15 protein-coding genes are annotated in these 15907 nt (G+C 50.8%); 10 read left to right on the forward strand and 5 right to left on the reverse strand.

The window, feature by feature from the left end; all coding sequences use genetic code 11:
- Positions 1-23: 23 nt before the first annotated feature.
- From HYT76_02065 to HYT76_02075, 3 genes are all read right to left on the reverse strand, one after another.
- Complete coding sequence (locus HYT76_02065) at positions 24-1493, reverse strand: serine/threonine protein kinase (GenBank protein ID MBI2082331.1); 1470 nt, start codon at positions 1491-1493, stop codon at positions 24-26.
- A gap of 52 nt (positions 1494-1545) precedes the next feature.
- On the reverse strand, positions 1546-4842 hold the full coding sequence (locus HYT76_02070; GenBank protein MBI2082332.1) for a hypothetical protein: 3297 nt from the start codon (positions 4840-4842) through the stop codon (positions 1546-1548).
- Positions 4843-4914: 72 nt separating this feature from the next.
- A complete protein-coding gene (locus HYT76_02075) occupies positions 4915-5223 on the reverse strand; it encodes a zf-TFIIB domain-containing protein (protein ID MBI2082333.1) in 309 nt (102 codons plus the stop codon).
- Between the two features lie 66 nt (positions 5224-5289).
- Here HYT76_02075 and HYT76_02080 point away from each other — a divergent pair, with 66 nt between their 5' ends.
- The 7 genes from HYT76_02080 (at position 5290) to HYT76_02110 (ending at position 10794) form a co-directional block, all read left to right on the forward strand.
- On the forward strand, positions 5290-6093 hold the full coding sequence (locus tag HYT76_02080; protein MBI2082334.1) for a prepilin peptidase: 804 nt from the start codon (positions 5290-5292) through the stop codon (positions 6091-6093).
- Between the two features lie 124 nt (positions 6094-6217).
- On the forward strand, positions 6218-6424 hold the full coding sequence (locus HYT76_02085; GenBank protein ID MBI2082335.1) for a helix-turn-helix domain-containing protein: 207 nt from the start codon (positions 6218-6220) through the stop codon (positions 6422-6424).
- A 26-nt stretch (positions 6425-6450) separates the two neighbouring features.
- Complete coding sequence (gene aroC, locus HYT76_02090; protein ID MBI2082336.1) at positions 6451-7614, forward strand: chorismate synthase; 1164 nt, start codon at positions 6451-6453, stop codon at positions 7612-7614.
- Positions 7614-8129 carry a shikimate kinase gene (locus HYT76_02095; GenBank protein MBI2082337.1) on the forward strand — a complete coding sequence of 172 codons (516 nt, stop codon included), beginning with the start codon at positions 7614-7616 and terminating at the stop codon, positions 8127-8129. The genes aroC and HYT76_02095 overlap by 1 nt, the downstream gene beginning before the upstream one ends.
- Entirely contained in the window at positions 8116-9153 is a 1038-nt protein-coding gene (gene aroB, locus HYT76_02100) for a 3-dehydroquinate synthase (protein MBI2082338.1), read from the forward strand. The genes HYT76_02095 and aroB overlap by 14 nt, the downstream gene beginning before the upstream one ends.
- The gene (aroQ, locus tag HYT76_02105; protein ID MBI2082339.1) at positions 9150-9599 is read left to right on the forward strand and encodes a type II 3-dehydroquinate dehydratase; all 450 of its coding nucleotides are present in this window, start codon (positions 9150-9152) and stop codon (positions 9597-9599) included. Before aroB ends, aroQ begins: the two co-directional genes overlap by 4 nt.
- A gap of 1 nt (position 9600) precedes the next feature.
- Positions 9601-10794 carry a tetratricopeptide repeat protein gene (locus HYT76_02110; GenBank protein MBI2082340.1) on the forward strand — a complete coding sequence of 398 codons (1194 nt, stop codon included), beginning with the start codon at positions 9601-9603 and terminating at the stop codon, positions 10792-10794.
- On the opposite strand, the gene HYT76_02115 is transcribed toward HYT76_02110, so the two are convergent.
- Positions 10795-11835, reverse strand: coding sequence for a hypothetical protein (locus HYT76_02115; GenBank protein MBI2082341.1), 1041 nt, complete (start codon positions 11833-11835; stop codon positions 10795-10797).
- 60 nt (positions 11836-11895) lie between these two features.
- Between HYT76_02115 and HYT76_02120 the strand changes: the two genes are divergently transcribed.
- Positions 11896-13158: a histidine--tRNA ligase gene (locus HYT76_02120; protein MBI2082342.1), complete on the forward strand. Its 1263-nt coding sequence runs from the start codon at positions 11896-11898 to the stop codon at positions 13156-13158.
- On the opposite strand, the gene HYT76_02125 is transcribed toward HYT76_02120, so the two are convergent.
- A complete protein-coding gene (locus HYT76_02125; protein ID MBI2082343.1) occupies positions 13148-13504 on the reverse strand; it encodes a hypothetical protein in 357 nt (118 codons plus the stop codon). The two genes, HYT76_02120 and HYT76_02125, sit on opposite strands and share 11 nt — an antisense overlap.
- Before the next feature lie 109 nt (positions 13505-13613).
- Between HYT76_02125 and HYT76_02130 the strand changes: the two genes are divergently transcribed.
- Positions 13614-14108 carry a hypothetical protein gene (locus tag HYT76_02130; GenBank protein MBI2082344.1) on the forward strand — a complete coding sequence of 165 codons (495 nt, stop codon included), beginning with the start codon at positions 13614-13616 and terminating at the stop codon, positions 14106-14108.
- Positions 14109-14147: 39 nt separating this feature from the next.
- Positions 14148-15905, forward strand: a complete 1758-nt coding sequence (gene aspS, locus HYT76_02135) for an aspartate--tRNA ligase (protein MBI2082345.1) — start codon at positions 14148-14150, stop codon at positions 15903-15905.
- Positions 15906-15907 lie beyond the last annotated feature (2 nt).

Genomic DNA, 15907 nt, shown 5'->3' on the forward strand with positions numbered 1-15907 from the left:
GACGGTTCAAGGATTAGAAGGGGCTATGTCACGACGAGTGATGAGAGGGGGAATGTCAGTGTCCGATGCCTCTCCTTCCACGAAAGAAGTGCGGCAAGCATTTCATCGGCGGTCTGATAACGCCCATCGGGATAGAAGGCGATCGACCGTCGGATTATTTGGTCCAGCTCCTCCAGGGCGAGCTGTTGAGGTCCTGTCATATGATGAAAGAAATTCGTGAGTGGCGGAGGAGGGGTGTAAAACCATTCAAGTAGAGAACCATCGGCCATCAGATCCTCTCCAATACCCCTGTTCCTAATGAGTGAGAACGCCTTCCGACCGGTGACCGTCTCATAAAAGGAGGCCCCCAGTGAGAAGACATCGGCAGGGTAACTATACTGATACAATCTCTCGTCAAAATTAACAAAATCCCTGTAGGCCTCGGGGGGCATATAGTCCGGTGTCCCCGCGGCAGCTCTGGGGGAGATCCTACGGCTCCTTCTGACAATCTTCTCGGCAACACTAAAATCGAAGATCTTGCAATTCCCTTCGAAGGGGACCCAAAGATTCGCCGGTGTCAGATCACGATGGATATAACCAACCTCCAGATGAAGATCACTGACACCCCGAGAATAATCGATAAAATAACCGACCGCCTTCTGCACCGGCACGGCACCCCTCTGTTCAAGGATCTTCGTATCGAGGGCTAACCCCTCGAGGGCCTCCATGACAATCCCACCGGTCCTCGTCGCCTCATCACTAACGAATCCATCAACACGAACGATATACGGAGAATCAACCATAGCGACTTGACTCGCAACCGCCTGCTCGCGAAGCCAAACCTCTGGAATCGTATCAACGTTGGTAAAGAGCTTGAGCGCGCGATAGTCACCCGATGGGAGAAGCCTCACCCGATAGACTGCTGCGAAGCCTCCTTGGCCAAGACACTCCGTCGTTCGCTGAATCTCCGAAGGATCGAAAACTCGAATACAGCTGGGTTTCGCAGCAGGGACAGAAGGCGGTGGCAGCTCCTTCGGGCGGCGGGCCCTGAAAAGAAACGTGAGGCCCAATTGGAACAGGACCTGGGGCTTGCTCGCCTGATGGACCTCCGGTCGATTGCTTCCGACGAGATAAAGCAGGTGGGTGATATCGATGAGACATCCCAGGAAACTGAGACCGCGACCGGCAGGATGGAGTTTCCCTCGAAGCAGCACCGCCCCAAGTCCGGTCAAGGCACCGGCCAGGAAGAGACCATCAGCCCGCCGATCCTCACATTTTTCTAATTTCTGGAAAAAGAGCCGATCACCCGCCCGGACGGCGTTCCAGAGCATCGGGAGGGCAGCGCCTGCTAGTCCAACATTAAAAAAAACACTGGCAGGGGAAGTGGGCAAAAAGAAGTGACGTGGGGAAAGCTGGCAAATGCCACCTATCACGGTAGCCCCAAGGCCGATCCCAATGGAAAGACCATCCAACTGCTGGACCTGTGGAGAGATCGGAGCGATAGGAGGAGCCATACAGGTTAGTTATCGGCTTACAAAACAAAGAGTTGTGGGTTTTAGGGAAGGGTCAAGGATTAGGGACCGTCGAGGTCGCTTGTGATAAAAGATATTCAATATCGAAGCGAGCAGAACTTTCTCGCGTGGTCACAGGGATCTCCCCTCTGAAGATGCGGCCTGTTGAAGGGTCCAGCGTCACAACCTCCCCTTCTTGGTAGGAATCATTTCCCAACCGAACAGAAACAGCTCCGTCAATAACAAGATCCTCGCTTCTCACAAATGAGGTTCTTGTCATCCGTGCAATCGCCTCAAGATGGGAAAGGTCGTTTCCTCCACGAAAGATTAACCCAGAGGCAAGTATCGACGTTGATGTACTCACTCTCGTGTCTGGATTATCGGCAACAAAGATAGGCTGATCTCCCCCCCTCCTTAATTCCAAGACTCTTTCATGACTCAAGGCTATACGCCCGGATAAGGGAGTCCCACCCCCTTTACGCTGTTGCGAAAAGGGATGCCCGGTAGTTTCTTGCAAAACAGAAATGGTGCGAGAGTTTTCTAGCCTTCTCTTGCCGCCTAGACGTTTGATGGCTTCGTCAGCATCTAATTTTCCTAAGCGAACCCTTTCCGCATACCACCGAATTTCACGATCTTGCTCAAGTCGTGCATGTCTTACCTGGAGATAATAGAGTTGCCCATCTTCGATCGTAAATTCCACTTCAAGCGGATAACCATAAAAATTCTCCAGCCTCTCCGTATCTCCTTCCAAGATTTGCCGATATTGCCTATCCAACTCATCAGTCCCAAAGGCCCTACTATCTGCTAGAGAACGACCAGGAACACCGCGCTTAAAAACCGGTTCCCTGCCAGAATTAAAAACTCCAGCACCTCCACGGGTGGCATCTACCTTCACAACAATATTAACCGCAGTTCCCCATTCATCAGGGACTCCATTGATCAGTCGCAATGCCCGCGCTCCCTCATCATCCGCACTTTGATACACCTGATGAATCGCCTCCTTGACCGCTTTTCGTCCCTTCACATCAGGTATCGTCCTCATCTGACCTTCGAGACTTTCTCCGGCACCTGATCTGACATAGACCTCCAACGACCCGTCTTCCAGGGAGCGGCCCGCCAGTTTTTCCAGCCGATCCAACGCCCTATCAATCGCTTGCTCATCCGCCACCGACAAGTTCGTGCCCGCTAGCCGCGCGGGCAAGACAAACCCTATTGGGACTTTCAATCCTCGTTGTTTCATTTCGTGAAGACTGGCGCCTTTATTCCCAATGACCCGCCGGTCTGCAGGCATATCGGCATCACCATAAAACCAGCCCTTATAGGGATACGAAGGATAAGGGTGTTGCAGGACAGAAAGGACCCTGTTTGCTGTCTGCCGATCTCCTTGTCCTTCACATGTTTTTTGAACATGAATACTTAAGGGCAACGTTGCCATGGAGGCATAGAGCTGACCGGAAAAGTTCGCGCGCTCATCAGCAGAAAATTCTCGAAGATCTCCAAATCGTTCCACAAGGGGATCAAAATGTTCGTGATAGGAATCCTGAACCTGAAGGACTATTTCTCGTGCAAGAGCAGCGTTAATTTTCAGCTGTCTTTCCCGTTCCTCAGATCTCAACTGTTCCCATCTCTCAGAAAGTTCAAAAAGACGATCGGCAACTGTCTTCCAACCACAGTGACCATATCCACTCCCATACAGAGTCATCACGAGGGTCGCGATCTTTCGAGCCTGCAGTGCAGAGACATGCTCACTTTCTTCATAGCGACAGGCACCGAACGCTTCTTTTTGGAGTGATACAGATAGCTGGGCTAAATGAACGAGGTCCTCGCCAGTAACCTCTCGAGAAATCCTCCCTTCTTTTAGATCGCAAATAAAATCTCCAATAGAGCGTGAAAGAGAGATGACATCACCCGTTGAATCGAGCCAGGCAGGCTTTCTTCCGGGGGGCCGTGCCTCTAATTTGCCTTCATACACCTCTGAGGCCAAACTGAGACACTCCTTAAGTGCCGCAATGAGATCGGTCTTATGAGGTTCTTCTGTCTCAACTCTTCCCAAAGCCCTTTTTAAAAAGTCGACAGTGTAATCCCCTGGTCGGCGATGAACGACATGGTGGATACCGTCAATTCCTTGGTATTCAAGATCTTCCGCTAAAGCTCGTAATCGATTGATTTTATACGCGCTGAAAATGGGGGCCTTCTGTACGGACTCGACTAAACGGGAAAAGTCCTTTCCGCCATAAATGCCTGCGAGGCAAAACATCCGGCTCTCCATAAAAGGCATAACACAGACGGCAATCTGCTGGTAAACCCTTCCCTGGAAGGGCTTACCGAAGGCAACTGCCTCGTGAAACAGAAGACTGTCGGCATAGGCAAGTTGTTCCTGAGGTGGCAAGAGTCGAACGATGGAATCGACACGAGATGCCCATTGAGGGGCATCATAGGCATTCAACCCTAGAGAAAAAGAATCTTGGACATATCTTCTCAGATTGGAAAGGATTCTCTGGTGGGCCTCCGGGTCATGTCGAGAAGTCCATTCGAGTCGACTCTTGAGCTGATCGCTTATCCAATCCGAATCTCGAGACCATGGAATACTTTCAAGCCTTCCTTCCTCAATTGAAAGCCGGATATCATCGAGGTCACCTCCTCCGATCATGAACATGACAGGAGGCCCTTTTCGGCCATCAGGAGTTATGGGGGAGGCAAGATTTCCATCTACCCACTCTCTTCCCATCGACTCAATATCACCGAGGACCCGATTGCGGGCTTTTCCAAATCCGGACAGGAGGAGCATGTCACAGTACTCAAGGACCATTCCATAAGCAGTCATTCCGGTGAAGGGGTTTGGGGATTCATGAGAGACAAGATGGCGTGCTGTTCGTGAAAAAAGACTCGAGAGGAGCATTGCAGCCCCGGCGACGAAAAATTGGGAGGGATTTCTTTTTCCATCCTGAGACAGGAGTGATTTTAGGCAGCGTCGAAAAAGCATCCCTTCCCCAAACTCGAGGAGGAGATTGAGGGGGGTTGCTCCACCGGCAGATGTCCCAAAGGTGAGTAGAGAACTCCCCGCCTCATCAGAAGTAATGCTGGTCCAAATCGTTCGGACCTCACCCCACTGACGACGACGCGCAAATCCATACCCAGCGACGGCGAAAAGATCCCCCATAACACCGAGAAGGGTTGAGTAGCCCAGCTTTGAGACCAGGGCATCTGGACGAAACCGCTGTCCGAGCGCTGTGCAAAACTCCGTCATCGTCTTCGGACTTTGGGGCTCGATACGGTTCTGCTCCCGCTCGTCGACACGAACTTCGGCACTCCCACCAAAAGCCCTTGTTAAATGAATGCGTTCCTCGCTCATAAAGACTCTTCCCTTGCTGGAGTAATTATCGGCTTTAAAAACAAAGAGTTGTGGGTTTTAAGGGCGAGTTATTTAGGATCGAAATAAACTGAGGAAACCCTTCATGAAACCGCTTTCAGAACCGGCGATCTTTTCGAGTTCCCCTTCATCGAGGTAAACCCCCTGACAATGAAAGCATTTATCGACCGTGACATCCTTGTACGGCATGGCATGCAGCTCCATGCCGCATTTGGGACAACGCATCCAGTGAAAGGCCTTTAATTTTTCAAATTCTGCCTGCGAGAGCTTTTGTCTCTTCTCGTCCGCCTTCTTTTTCAGTTTCTCCGCCTCGATCCGCGCGAAATATTCGGTTTCTGTCTGAGAAGGGGTTGGCACTGTCATAGCTGATCCGGTAACACAGAAGATAAATCCCCATCAAGAGTTTTGAGGAAATGATAGGAGTATGTTATGGAAGTGTCATTGACGAGCTTGACCCAAATTTTCGCCATCCTCTTTGGCCTCGTTGTCGGAAGTTTCTTGAATGTCGTGATCTATCGCCTCCCTAGAGGGGAATCGGTTGTCCGACCACGCTCCCACTGCCCCCACTGTGGTCAGCTCGTTCGGTGGTATGACAACATCCCTCTCTTAAGTTTTTTCCTCCTGAAGAGGCGGTGCCGTTCCTGTAAAAACCCGATCTCCTGGCGCTACCCCTTTGTAGAGGGGTTGAGTGGACTGCTCGCCTTGCTCATCTTCTGGAAATTTACCGACCCTTTTGTTGCCCTTCTCTACTCCCTCTTCCTCGCCTTCCCCCTCTTGGCTATCTCTGGCATCGACCTTGAGCACAAAATCATCCCGAACGTGATAACACTCCCTGGAATCCCGATCGGATTTCTTATCAGTGCGGGACTCGGTGGGTGGAATCGACAGGCCTTTTTTGGGTCGTCTCTTGGAATCCTCGTGGGAGGAGGGGCCTTGCTCCTTGTGGGAATCAGCTACCAAAAGTTACGTGGTCGTGAGGGACTTGGGATGGGGGATGTCAAGCTGGCAGCGATGTTGGGGGCCTACTTCGGTTGGCAGGGGGTCCTCTTCATTCTGCTGATCAGCTCCCTGCTCGGGTCTGTCGTTGGACTTATCCTCCTCCTCTTCTTCAAGAAGGGGCATCAAGAACCGATCCCGTACGGCCCATTCCTCTCGCTGGCCGGTTTGATCCAGCTCCTCTTTGGGAAGGAGCTGATCCAAGCCTATCTGAACCTGAGCTATAATTTATATTAATTATATATAATTTAACTAATATTAATCACTATTATTAAATTTATTTCTCAAGTTAATTATTTTTTGTTTAAAATTTGGCCATTTTGTGTTAGTGATAGTCTGTTGATAACTTGGAGGAGGCGCAATGGCTGCTCTTCAGAAAAATCACGTTAAACAGCTTCGGGAGGAACAATTAATGAGCAAGGCCGAACTTGCTCGAAAGGCAGGGCTCTCTGCCCTGACCATCGACCGGGTCGAGTCCGGAAAAGACTGTCGAATGGATACAAAGAGAAAAATTATTTTGGCTCTTGGGCTCAAGCTCTCTGATCGTGAAAAGGTCTTCCCTGACTGAAGATTCTGATTTAGCTTCTTGATCCTATGCTTCGACTCCTCACTGCCGGTGAATCCCATGGGAAGGCCCTCGTTGTGATTCTTGAGGGGGTTCCTTCCGGTCTTCCGATTCAAGAAGAAGAGATTAATACGGAGCTTGCCAGGAGACAAAAAGGGTACGGTCGTGGCGGCCGGATGAAGATCGAACAAGATCGTGCCGAGATCCTCTCCGGAATCCGTGCGGGAAAGACACTCGGTTCCCCGATCGCCTTGAAGATTGACAATAAAGACTGGTCAAACTGGGAAAAGATCATGGATGTTGCCCAAGACGACCTAGGGCAGTCAAAAGTCGTGCACCACCCGCGTCCGGGTCACGCCGATCTCCCCGGTGGACTCAAATACAATCACCATGATCTCCGAAATATTTTAGAACGGGCCAGTGCCCGCGAGACTGCAGCGCGTGTGGCAGGAGGGGCGATTACCCGAAAATTGCTCAAGGAGTTTGGCATCGAGATCGGTTCCCATCTCGTCAATCTTGGGGGGATTACGGTCTCCTCTCCCATTCCTCCTCTTCGAGAAATGGTTCGCAAGACGGAAGAGAGCCCGCTTCGTTGTATTGATCCTGAGGCAGAAAAAAGGATGATCGAACGGATCGATGAGGCGAAGAAAAAAGGGGACTCTCTCGGCGGGGTTTTTGAGATCATCGTTCAGGGGCTCCCTCCCGGCCTGGGAAGCCATGTTCAATGGGATCGAAAGCTGGATGGTCAGATTGCGCAAGCGTTGATGAGCATTCAGGCGATCAAGGGGGTTGAGATCGGACTTGGATTTGAGATGGCGAATCTTTTCGGGTCTGAAGTTCATGACGAGATCTTTTACCAAAAGAAAGAAAAGAGATTTTACCGAAATCGAAACAACGCCGGTGGCCTCGAAGGAGGGATCACCAATGGGGAAAACCTCGTTGTGCGTGCTGTCATGAAACCTCTCTCGACCCTCTACAAACCGCTTCAATCGGTCAACATCATCTCGAAGGAACCTTATGAGGCGAGTGTCGAGAGGACAGATACGACAGCGGTCCCGGCCGCTGCGGTGATTGGAGAAAATGTGCTAGCGACCACATTGGCCAATGCCTTCCTGGAGAAGTTTGGTGGCGATTCGATAGAAGAGCTTCGACGGAACTATGAAGGGTATCGAAGGCAGGTAACGGATTACTGATGAAACCAACAAGAATTATTCTGACCGGATTTATGGGGACTGGGAAAACAGTCGTTGGCAAGGCGTTGGCCGAATTTCTGGAATATGAATTTCTGGATACGGATCAGATGATCGAGGAAGAAACGGGCAAAAAAATCCGTGAAATTTTTGAAAAAGAGGGGGAGCCGGCTTTCCGTCAGACGGAAAAGAAGATGATCCGAAAGGCACTGGCGCGAGACACTGTGGTTATTGCGACAGGGGGAGGGGCTGTTATCGATCCTGAAAATCTTGAGTTTATGAAGCAAAAAGGGATCCTGATTGCGCTGACCACTTCTCCTGAAGAGATCTACGAAAGACTTAAAAAGTTGGAGGATCGTCCCCTCTTAAAAGGAGAAGACAGGATGGAAAAGATCAAAAAACTCCTCTCTCGACGCTCGCCTTACTATCAACAGGCCGATCAGATCATTGATTGCAAAGGGAAGGGGATTCGTGAAATTGTTGAAATCATCCTGAAACGACTGAATGAAAACACTTAACGTTGAGCTGGGCGACAGAAGCTACCCCATTTTTATTGGCCGTGATGAACTTCAACCCCTGCTGGAGAGGATTCATGGCTTCGCCGGAGGAATCCCCCCCGTTACGATTACCACCCCACGCGTTCAGCGTTTTTGTCTCTCTCAACTGAAAAAATCAGGCCCGCGCGAACTTTTCTTAAAAAGAATTATTGTTGCTGATGGAGAAAGAAATAAAACCCTGAAGACCGTCCAGACCATATACTCAAAACTCCTTCGCCTCAAGGCAGACCGTCGAACCACTCTCATTCTTGTGGGGGGCGGTGTTCTCGGTGACCTCGCCGGTTATGCCGCGGCAACCTATTTGCGTGGAGTTCCTTATATACAAATCCCGACGACCCTCATCGCTCAAGTGGACTCCTCTATAGGAGGGAAGGTGGGAGTAGACCTGCCCGAAGGCAAAAATCTGGTCGGGACATTTTATCAGCCTCGCATGGTGGGGATTGATGTGTCGTTGCTGAAAACGCTTCCCCCACGTGAATTTCTCGCAGGTCTTGGAGAGGTCATTAAATGTGGGTTGGTTCGAGACCCTCAGCTCTTCCAGCTCGTTTTTCAAAGAGAGAAATCAGATCTTGAAGAGACTGTCTTTCGAGCGGCCCAGATCAAGGCGACTATTGTCTCCCAAGACGAGAAGGAAACGAAAGGTCTCCGACGTATTCTCAACTTCGGCCACACCTATGGGCATGCGCTTGAACGACTGACCGGCTACCGCCGATATCTCCATGGCGAGGCGGTTGCCATCGGCATGGTTCTCGCTGCGGAGCTGTCCAGTAAAGTCGGCCTCTGCCCGCAGGGACTCGCTCAGGAGCTCAAGGAAAGAATTCAATCGCTCGGTCTTCCCGTCAAGCCTCCCCATTTTTCCAAACAAAAATGGCTCGAGTCCATTGTCGTTGACAAAAAGAGCGAGAGGGGGATGATCCACTTTGTTTTTCTGGAGGATGTGGGTAAAGTTGTTGTGAAACCGATTGATCCTCGGGAGCTTTTATGAAGATTCTGATTATTCATGGCCCGAATTTGAATCTCTTGGGGAAAAGGGAGACCTCGATTTACGGAAAAATTTCTCTGGAAGAGATCAATCGTTCCCTGGAGAAATTTGCTGCTTCAGAAAAAGTTCAATTGGAATTCTTCCAGTCCAATCATGAAGGGGAGATTGTCGATAAACTCCAGAGGGCGAACGGGCACTATGCTGCTATTGTCATGAATCCGGCTGCCTTTACCCACACCAGTGTTGCCCTCCGGGATGCGATTGCCGGCATTGAAACACCTGTTGTTGAAGTCCATCTCTCGAATATCCATGCCCGTGAAGAGTTTCGGAAAGAATCCTATGTCTCGCCGGTTGCCCAAGGGGTTATTTTTGGTTTTGGAGAGGAAAGCTATCTCCTGGGGCTTCGAGGGGCGATTGCCCTCGCCAGGAGAGGGAAAAAGAAGAAATAACATGTCGAAAGAAAAAATCATTGCCCAGGCAGAGAAATTTGCCAAGGCGGGAAAATTTGAAAAGGCTATCAAGGAGCTTCAAAAAATAGCTCAAGAAGACACGCTCGACATGAGGGTTCGGCTCAAAATTGCCGATCTTTATAGCAAGATGAGGAAGAATGCAGAGGCGATCAAGCAATACATGGAAGTCGCCGACTTTTACTGCCGTGAAAATTTTCACCTCAAGGCTATCGCTGTCTATAAAACAGTCTTGAAACTGAACCCGATGTTTGTCGAGATCAATGAGAAACTCGGAGATCTCTATCATGAAATGGGGCTCAGTGAGGATGCGATCAATCAATACTACATCATCGCTGGTTTTTACGACAGCAAGGGGATGGTCAAAGAGGCGATGGAGATTCGGAAGAAGATTATTGAGATTGACCCCTCCAATACGACGGGGCGGATCCGGCTCGCAGAACTGCTCCAATCTTCCGGTCAGGCGGAAGAATCCCTTCATGAATATGAAAAGGCCGCTGATCTGCTGCGTACCAAAAAGGATCGGGATGGACTGATTGAGGTCTACGAAAAGATCCTCTACTATCGCCCCAAAAATGTCGGGATGCTGATCGACCTCTGCAAGATTTATTTTGAAAAAAAAGAATTCAAGAAGGCCTTGACCCGTATCGAGGGATCTCTGCCTGAAGCGAAGGAAAATCTGGATATCCTCGAACTCTGGTCAGAGGCGCTTCTTGTGGAGCATCAAGTCGAGCAGGCGCGAAGGAAGTTCCGTGATTTTTATCAGAAGGCGTTGGAGACCAAGCAGGCGGCGCGCGCCGCCAAGGCCTACAGTCGGATCCTCGCCGAATTCTCCGATGATGAGGATTATCTCAAGGATCTTGCCCAGATTCAAAAGGAGAGCGGCGTCGGTCACGAAAAGGGGAAGGCAAAATACCGCGAGGATTTTGAGGCGACCCAGATGGTTGATCTGAATCAATTCGAAAAAGAAATGGGATCGCCGCGCAAGAAGACAGAAGAAAAAAAGGATGCCGCGAAACCGACAAGTCGTGAATTTGAGGAAACCCGAATGGTCAACCTCGAGGAACTCGAAAAATTAAGATCCAAAACTGAGGGTGCTAAGAAGGCGCCGAAAGATGACCTGGAGCCAACCGACAAGGTCAATCTCAAAAAGTTAGAGGAACAACTAAAAAAATAATCAAGGAACGTCAGTGACCGCCGGATCGGTCGAATCCCGCTCACGGACAAAGACAAAGGAGGGGCGGTCGGTCTGGCTTGTCGCCGAGGCGATATCTTTCAGGATGAAAACCTGTATCGGCGCCAGATTTGGGAAGCTCGCATCCGAGGTCCCGGCATTACGAGGGAGATCCAGATCCCCACTCTCCAAGGCAACCAGTAAGGCCTCGTACTCCTCCTCAGAGGGGGAATAAAAGGCGAAGGCACCACCGGTCGGATCTTCGGTGTCTTCATTAAAAATATCGGCAGAGGTCAAGAGTGCTTGATCGTAGGCGACCCAATCATCGTCATCGCGAAAATTGGATCGGAGTGCCGCATCCAGATACCGTTCATGATTTTTATCTTCGGGATCGATCGGATTGAACTGATTCTCCGCCTCAATCACCGCTTCATAATAAGAGGTAGGGGGGTTGCTGCTGTATTGGGCCGCATTGACCTTGAAGAGCAGTGGGTTCTCCTCGTCATTGATCATCACGATCCGGTTCCGAATGACCGCCCCCACGGCATCCCCTGTAATACTGACGCTGGAACTTTTGACATTTTCATCGTCATCGAGGGTCGCCTCCCGAACCAGTTGCCCACGCGCCTCACCAAACAAGATCTGAATGAGCCTCTGGGGAGGAATCGTGATCTGAACCGCCTCTCGCTCTCTGGAATCGACGATCGGTGTGACATAACCGATCCCAACCGACTGAGGGGTTGCACGGGCTGACCTGGCCTCCGCATAGCTGCTGTACCCTTCGGGGACCTCTAGTTTCAGGAGATCCCCATCCTCTGTCTTGAATTCCAAAAGCTTTGGCGCTGCCCCATCGACCTCGACCAGATCCTGTCCCTTCGCAGTCCCGCCAAGGGCGAGGGCCAGTTTCCCAGAGACATCTTTTTCCTTTTGGGTTGCGCTGCCAACGGGGGATCTCCCATCACTACTTCCCGAAGAAAGGCACCCGTTAATGGAAAAAAGAAGAAGGAATAAGGATAGACAACGCCCCTTGCTGCCCCAAAACATTGAAGAAATAATACTCGATCCTTGCCCTTTGTCCAACAACTTTGTTATGGGGAAACTGTTATGTCTCTTCACACACTGCGCGGAATGAATGACCTCTTTCCAGAGGAGGCAGCCCTCTGGACCGAGGTAGAGCAAAAGGCAAGAGAGTTCTTCTCTTATTATGGTTACGAAGAGATTCGAACTCCACTGCTGGAGGAGCTGGCACTTTTTACACGCACCCTCGGCGGGACCACCAACATCGTCGAAAAAGAGATGTACAGCTTCCAGGATCATGGGGAGAAATGGGTCGCGCTACGTCCGGAAGGGACCGCCTCGGTCGTTAGGGCCTATATTGAGAGCGGTCGGGCGGCCCAGGACCCGATCGGCCGTTTCTTCTATATGGGACCGATGTTTCGTCATGAGCGCCCGCAGAAGGGTCGATTTCGTCAATTCCATCAGATCGGTGTCGAGGTCTTCGGGATTCAAAGTCCCCTGCTCGACGCGGAAATGATCCATATGCTGGATCTTTATTTTAAGAGCCTGGGTCTCACTCATTTTGAAATTGAGTTAAATTCTTTGGGCTGTCCAATCTGTCGCCCCCCTTACCACAAGGCGTTTTACACGTTTCTTTCAAACAATCAGAGTCTGCTTTGTGAAGACTGCCGACGACGCATGGAGAAAAACCCGCTTCGGGTCCTCGACTGCAAGGAAGAGGGGTGTCAGAAGCTGACCGAAGAGGCGCCATCGATTCAAGATCATCTTTGCAATGAATGTGAAAAGGATTTTGATACCGTTTTACAATCACTCGGTCGTCTTAACAGTAGTTACAAAATCAATCCTCGAATCGTTCGAGGACTCGACTATTATACAAAGACGACATTTGAATTTACAGCCTCTGAACTCGGGGCCCAAAATGCTGTGGCCGGTGGAGGTCGCTACGATGGACTCGTCCGCTTGATGGGAGGACCCCCTCTGCCAGGGGTTGGGTTTGCGATTGGTGAGGAGCGATTGATCGAGAGCCTGAAGTTAAAGAGGGGTGTTGGGTTGCCGGTCGGGAAAAAGGCGGTTTTCATCGCCCCGATCGGGGAAAAGGCAGAACAAGAGGCCTTTCAGCTGGCCCATAGACTTCGGCAAGAGAGGATCTCTGCGGAGCTGGATTATAATCAGAGCAGTCTCAAATCCCAGATGCGACGGGCCGATAAGATGAGGTTTCAGTATGTCCTGATCTTGGGTGATGACGAATTAAAAAAGAAGGTGGTTATTCTGAGGAATATGACAACGCAGGAACAATCGGAAGTACCGCTGGCGCAGATAATTCAGAGACTACGAGAGATCAGGCCCTAAAAACTTCTTTGCCTCTCAAAAGAAGCGACAGGGCGGGGTCATCGGGTCTCAAATCTCCAAGATAGACCAAAAAGCGATTTGCGAGAGGGCCACCACTAAAGAGGGCTCCTCGGGGTTTAGCCTGGGTCTGCCCGACCCTAGCCGCTAGCCTATCCAAACGATCAGCCAAGGCAAATCTGGCAGGACGAGTTAAATCGGCAAGCCTCCTCGCCGCATCTTGGACACGCATTGCCCCCTCTTGAAGACCAACCCAGCCAAAATATTTTCCAAGCTGGATAGTCCCGGCAACCTCGTCTGCGACGATTCTGGCTACTGCCGAAAGCTCTCTCGAAATGACGCGTGGCATAAAATATCTCCTCCGTTTCTATCATAATCTTCGGTCGGATCCAGAAAATGTTTCATCCGAATTTCTTTCCCTATTGCGAAGCGGAAGGTTTTGTGAAAAAGGGAGTCTCATGTTTTGCCTCAGGTCTGCTGTGGTTTTCGCAATCCTCTTTGCCCTTGCCCCGCCCCTGACAGCTCAGGAGGAGAAAAAGGCCCCTTCCGTGGAGGAGCTCGAGGAGGCAGAGTTAAGAAGCATCCTGGAACAGGAGAAGAAAAAAGAGGTCAAGAAACCGGCTGAAAAAAAGGTAGCGCCGAAACCCAAACCAAAGCCCAAGCAAGAACAGCCTCCTGCAGAGCCAGTAACTCAACCAACAGCGCCGGCCGAACCTCCACCCCCCTTACCACCACCTCAACCGACACCCCCTTCGGAACAAGCGGCCCCGACGCCACAATCGACAACTCCCGCTCAACCGGCAGCACCCACAGCACCACAACAACCTGCTGCTGAGATGCCGATCGGACCGATCCCGACTGTCCCGACACCACCTCCCGCCCCTCCTCCAGAGGCATTGCCCCCTCAATCGGATCCGCAGCCGAGGCGGCTTCCCTCTCCGATTGTTCCTTAACACTTGCCTTTAGAATGATTTTTAGCGAAGTTTCCCGCCATGAAACGGACTCATCATTGTGGCGAATTGAAACGTATCAATGCCGGCCAAGAGGTTGTCCTCATGGGTTGGGTCTCCACCCGTCGCGACCATGGTGGGCTTGTTTTTGTGGATCTTCGTGACAGAGAGGGAATCACACAAATTGTCTTTAACCCCCAGATCGATCCAAAAACCCATAAGCTGAGTCAGGAACTCCGCAGTGAATGGGTTCTCGCGATCAAAGGAAAGGTAGAGCCAAGACCGAAGGGAATGGAAAATACAAAGCTCGCGACCGGTGAGATCGAGGTCAAGGTCACAGATTTCGAGATCCTGAATCGATCCAAGACGCCCCCCTTCGAAATCCAGGATGAGATCGATACGAGCGAGGATCTTCGTCTGAAGTATCGCTATCTCGATCTCCGAAGAAAGCCACTCAAGAAAAATATGATTCTGAGACATCAGATTCTCCAGGCAGCCCGCAACTATCTTTCGGAATCAGGCTTTCTGGAGATCGAGACACCGTTTCTGACAAAAAGTACGCCGGAAGGGGCGCGCGACTACCTTGTCCCTGCGAGACTTTATCCCGGAAAATTCTATGCCCTCCCTCAATCTCCGCAGCTCTTCAAGCAACTCCTCATGGTCTCCGGTTTTGAGCGGTATTTTCAGATCGTTCGTTGCTTCCGTGATGAGGATCTGCGAGCCGATCGACAGCCGGAGTTTACGCAGATCGATATCGAGACCAGTTTTCTGACACGCGATGATTTTCTCCCGATGATGGAAGGGCTTGTTCAAAAACTCTGGCAGGTCGCCGGAGTTTCGGTCAAAACTCCATTCCCTCGCATGAGTTATGCGGAGGCGATCTCCCGTTATGGGCTTGATGCCCCGGACACCCGATTCGAACTCGAATTGATCGATGTCTCCGAAGTTTTTCAAAAGACCTCGTTCAAGGTCTTTGGAGAAGCCTTGAAAAACGGGGGGATCGTGAAGGCGATCCGAGTCCCGAAAGGAGCCGATCTCTCGCGTAAAGATCTGGATGAGATGACCGAGTTCGTGAAGATCTACGGAGCCAAGGGGCTCGCTTGGATCAAGATTTTAGAAAATGAATGGCAGTCGCCGATCGCGAAATTTTTTACTGAAGAAGAAAAAAAGAATCTGACGAGTCGCTGTGGTTTAGTGACCGGCGATTTGATCCTTTTCGGAGCGGACCAATCCAAAATCGTCAACGACTCACTCGGGAATCTTCGAGAACAGTTGGGGAAGAAGCTTGGACTTATTGATGAATCGAAATGGAACTTCCTCTGGGTCGTTGATTTTCCGATGTTTGAGTTTGATGCAACGGAAAAGCGGTTTGTGGCGGTTCACCACCCTTTCACCTCGCCGAAAAAAGAAGATATCGCGTTGCTTGAAAGCTCGCCTGAAAAATGCCGGGCGGAGGCGTATGACATTGTCCTCAACGGTCACGAGATTGGCGGCGGATCGATCCGGATCCACGATCAGGAGGTTCAACAAAAGGTTTTTGATCTCCTGAAGATTACGCGTGAAGAGGCGCAAGACCGATTTGGATTCCTCCTCGAGGCGCTCTCCTACGGGGCGCCACCCCATGGTGGGATCGCCTTCGGGCTTGATCGGATCGTGATGTTACTCGCCGGCGCCGAGTCGATTCGTGACGTGATTGCATTCCCAAAAACTCAAAAAGGAACCGACCTCCTGGTCGATGCCCCTTCGACTGTCCGTGAACAGCAGTTGAAGGAGTTGGGGTTGAGCGTGAGGAAAAGTTAACC

This window comes from Deltaproteobacteria bacterium, from assembly GCA_016180845.1.
GTDB lineage: Bacteria > UBA10199 > UBA10199 > JACPAL01 > JACPAL01 > JACPAK01.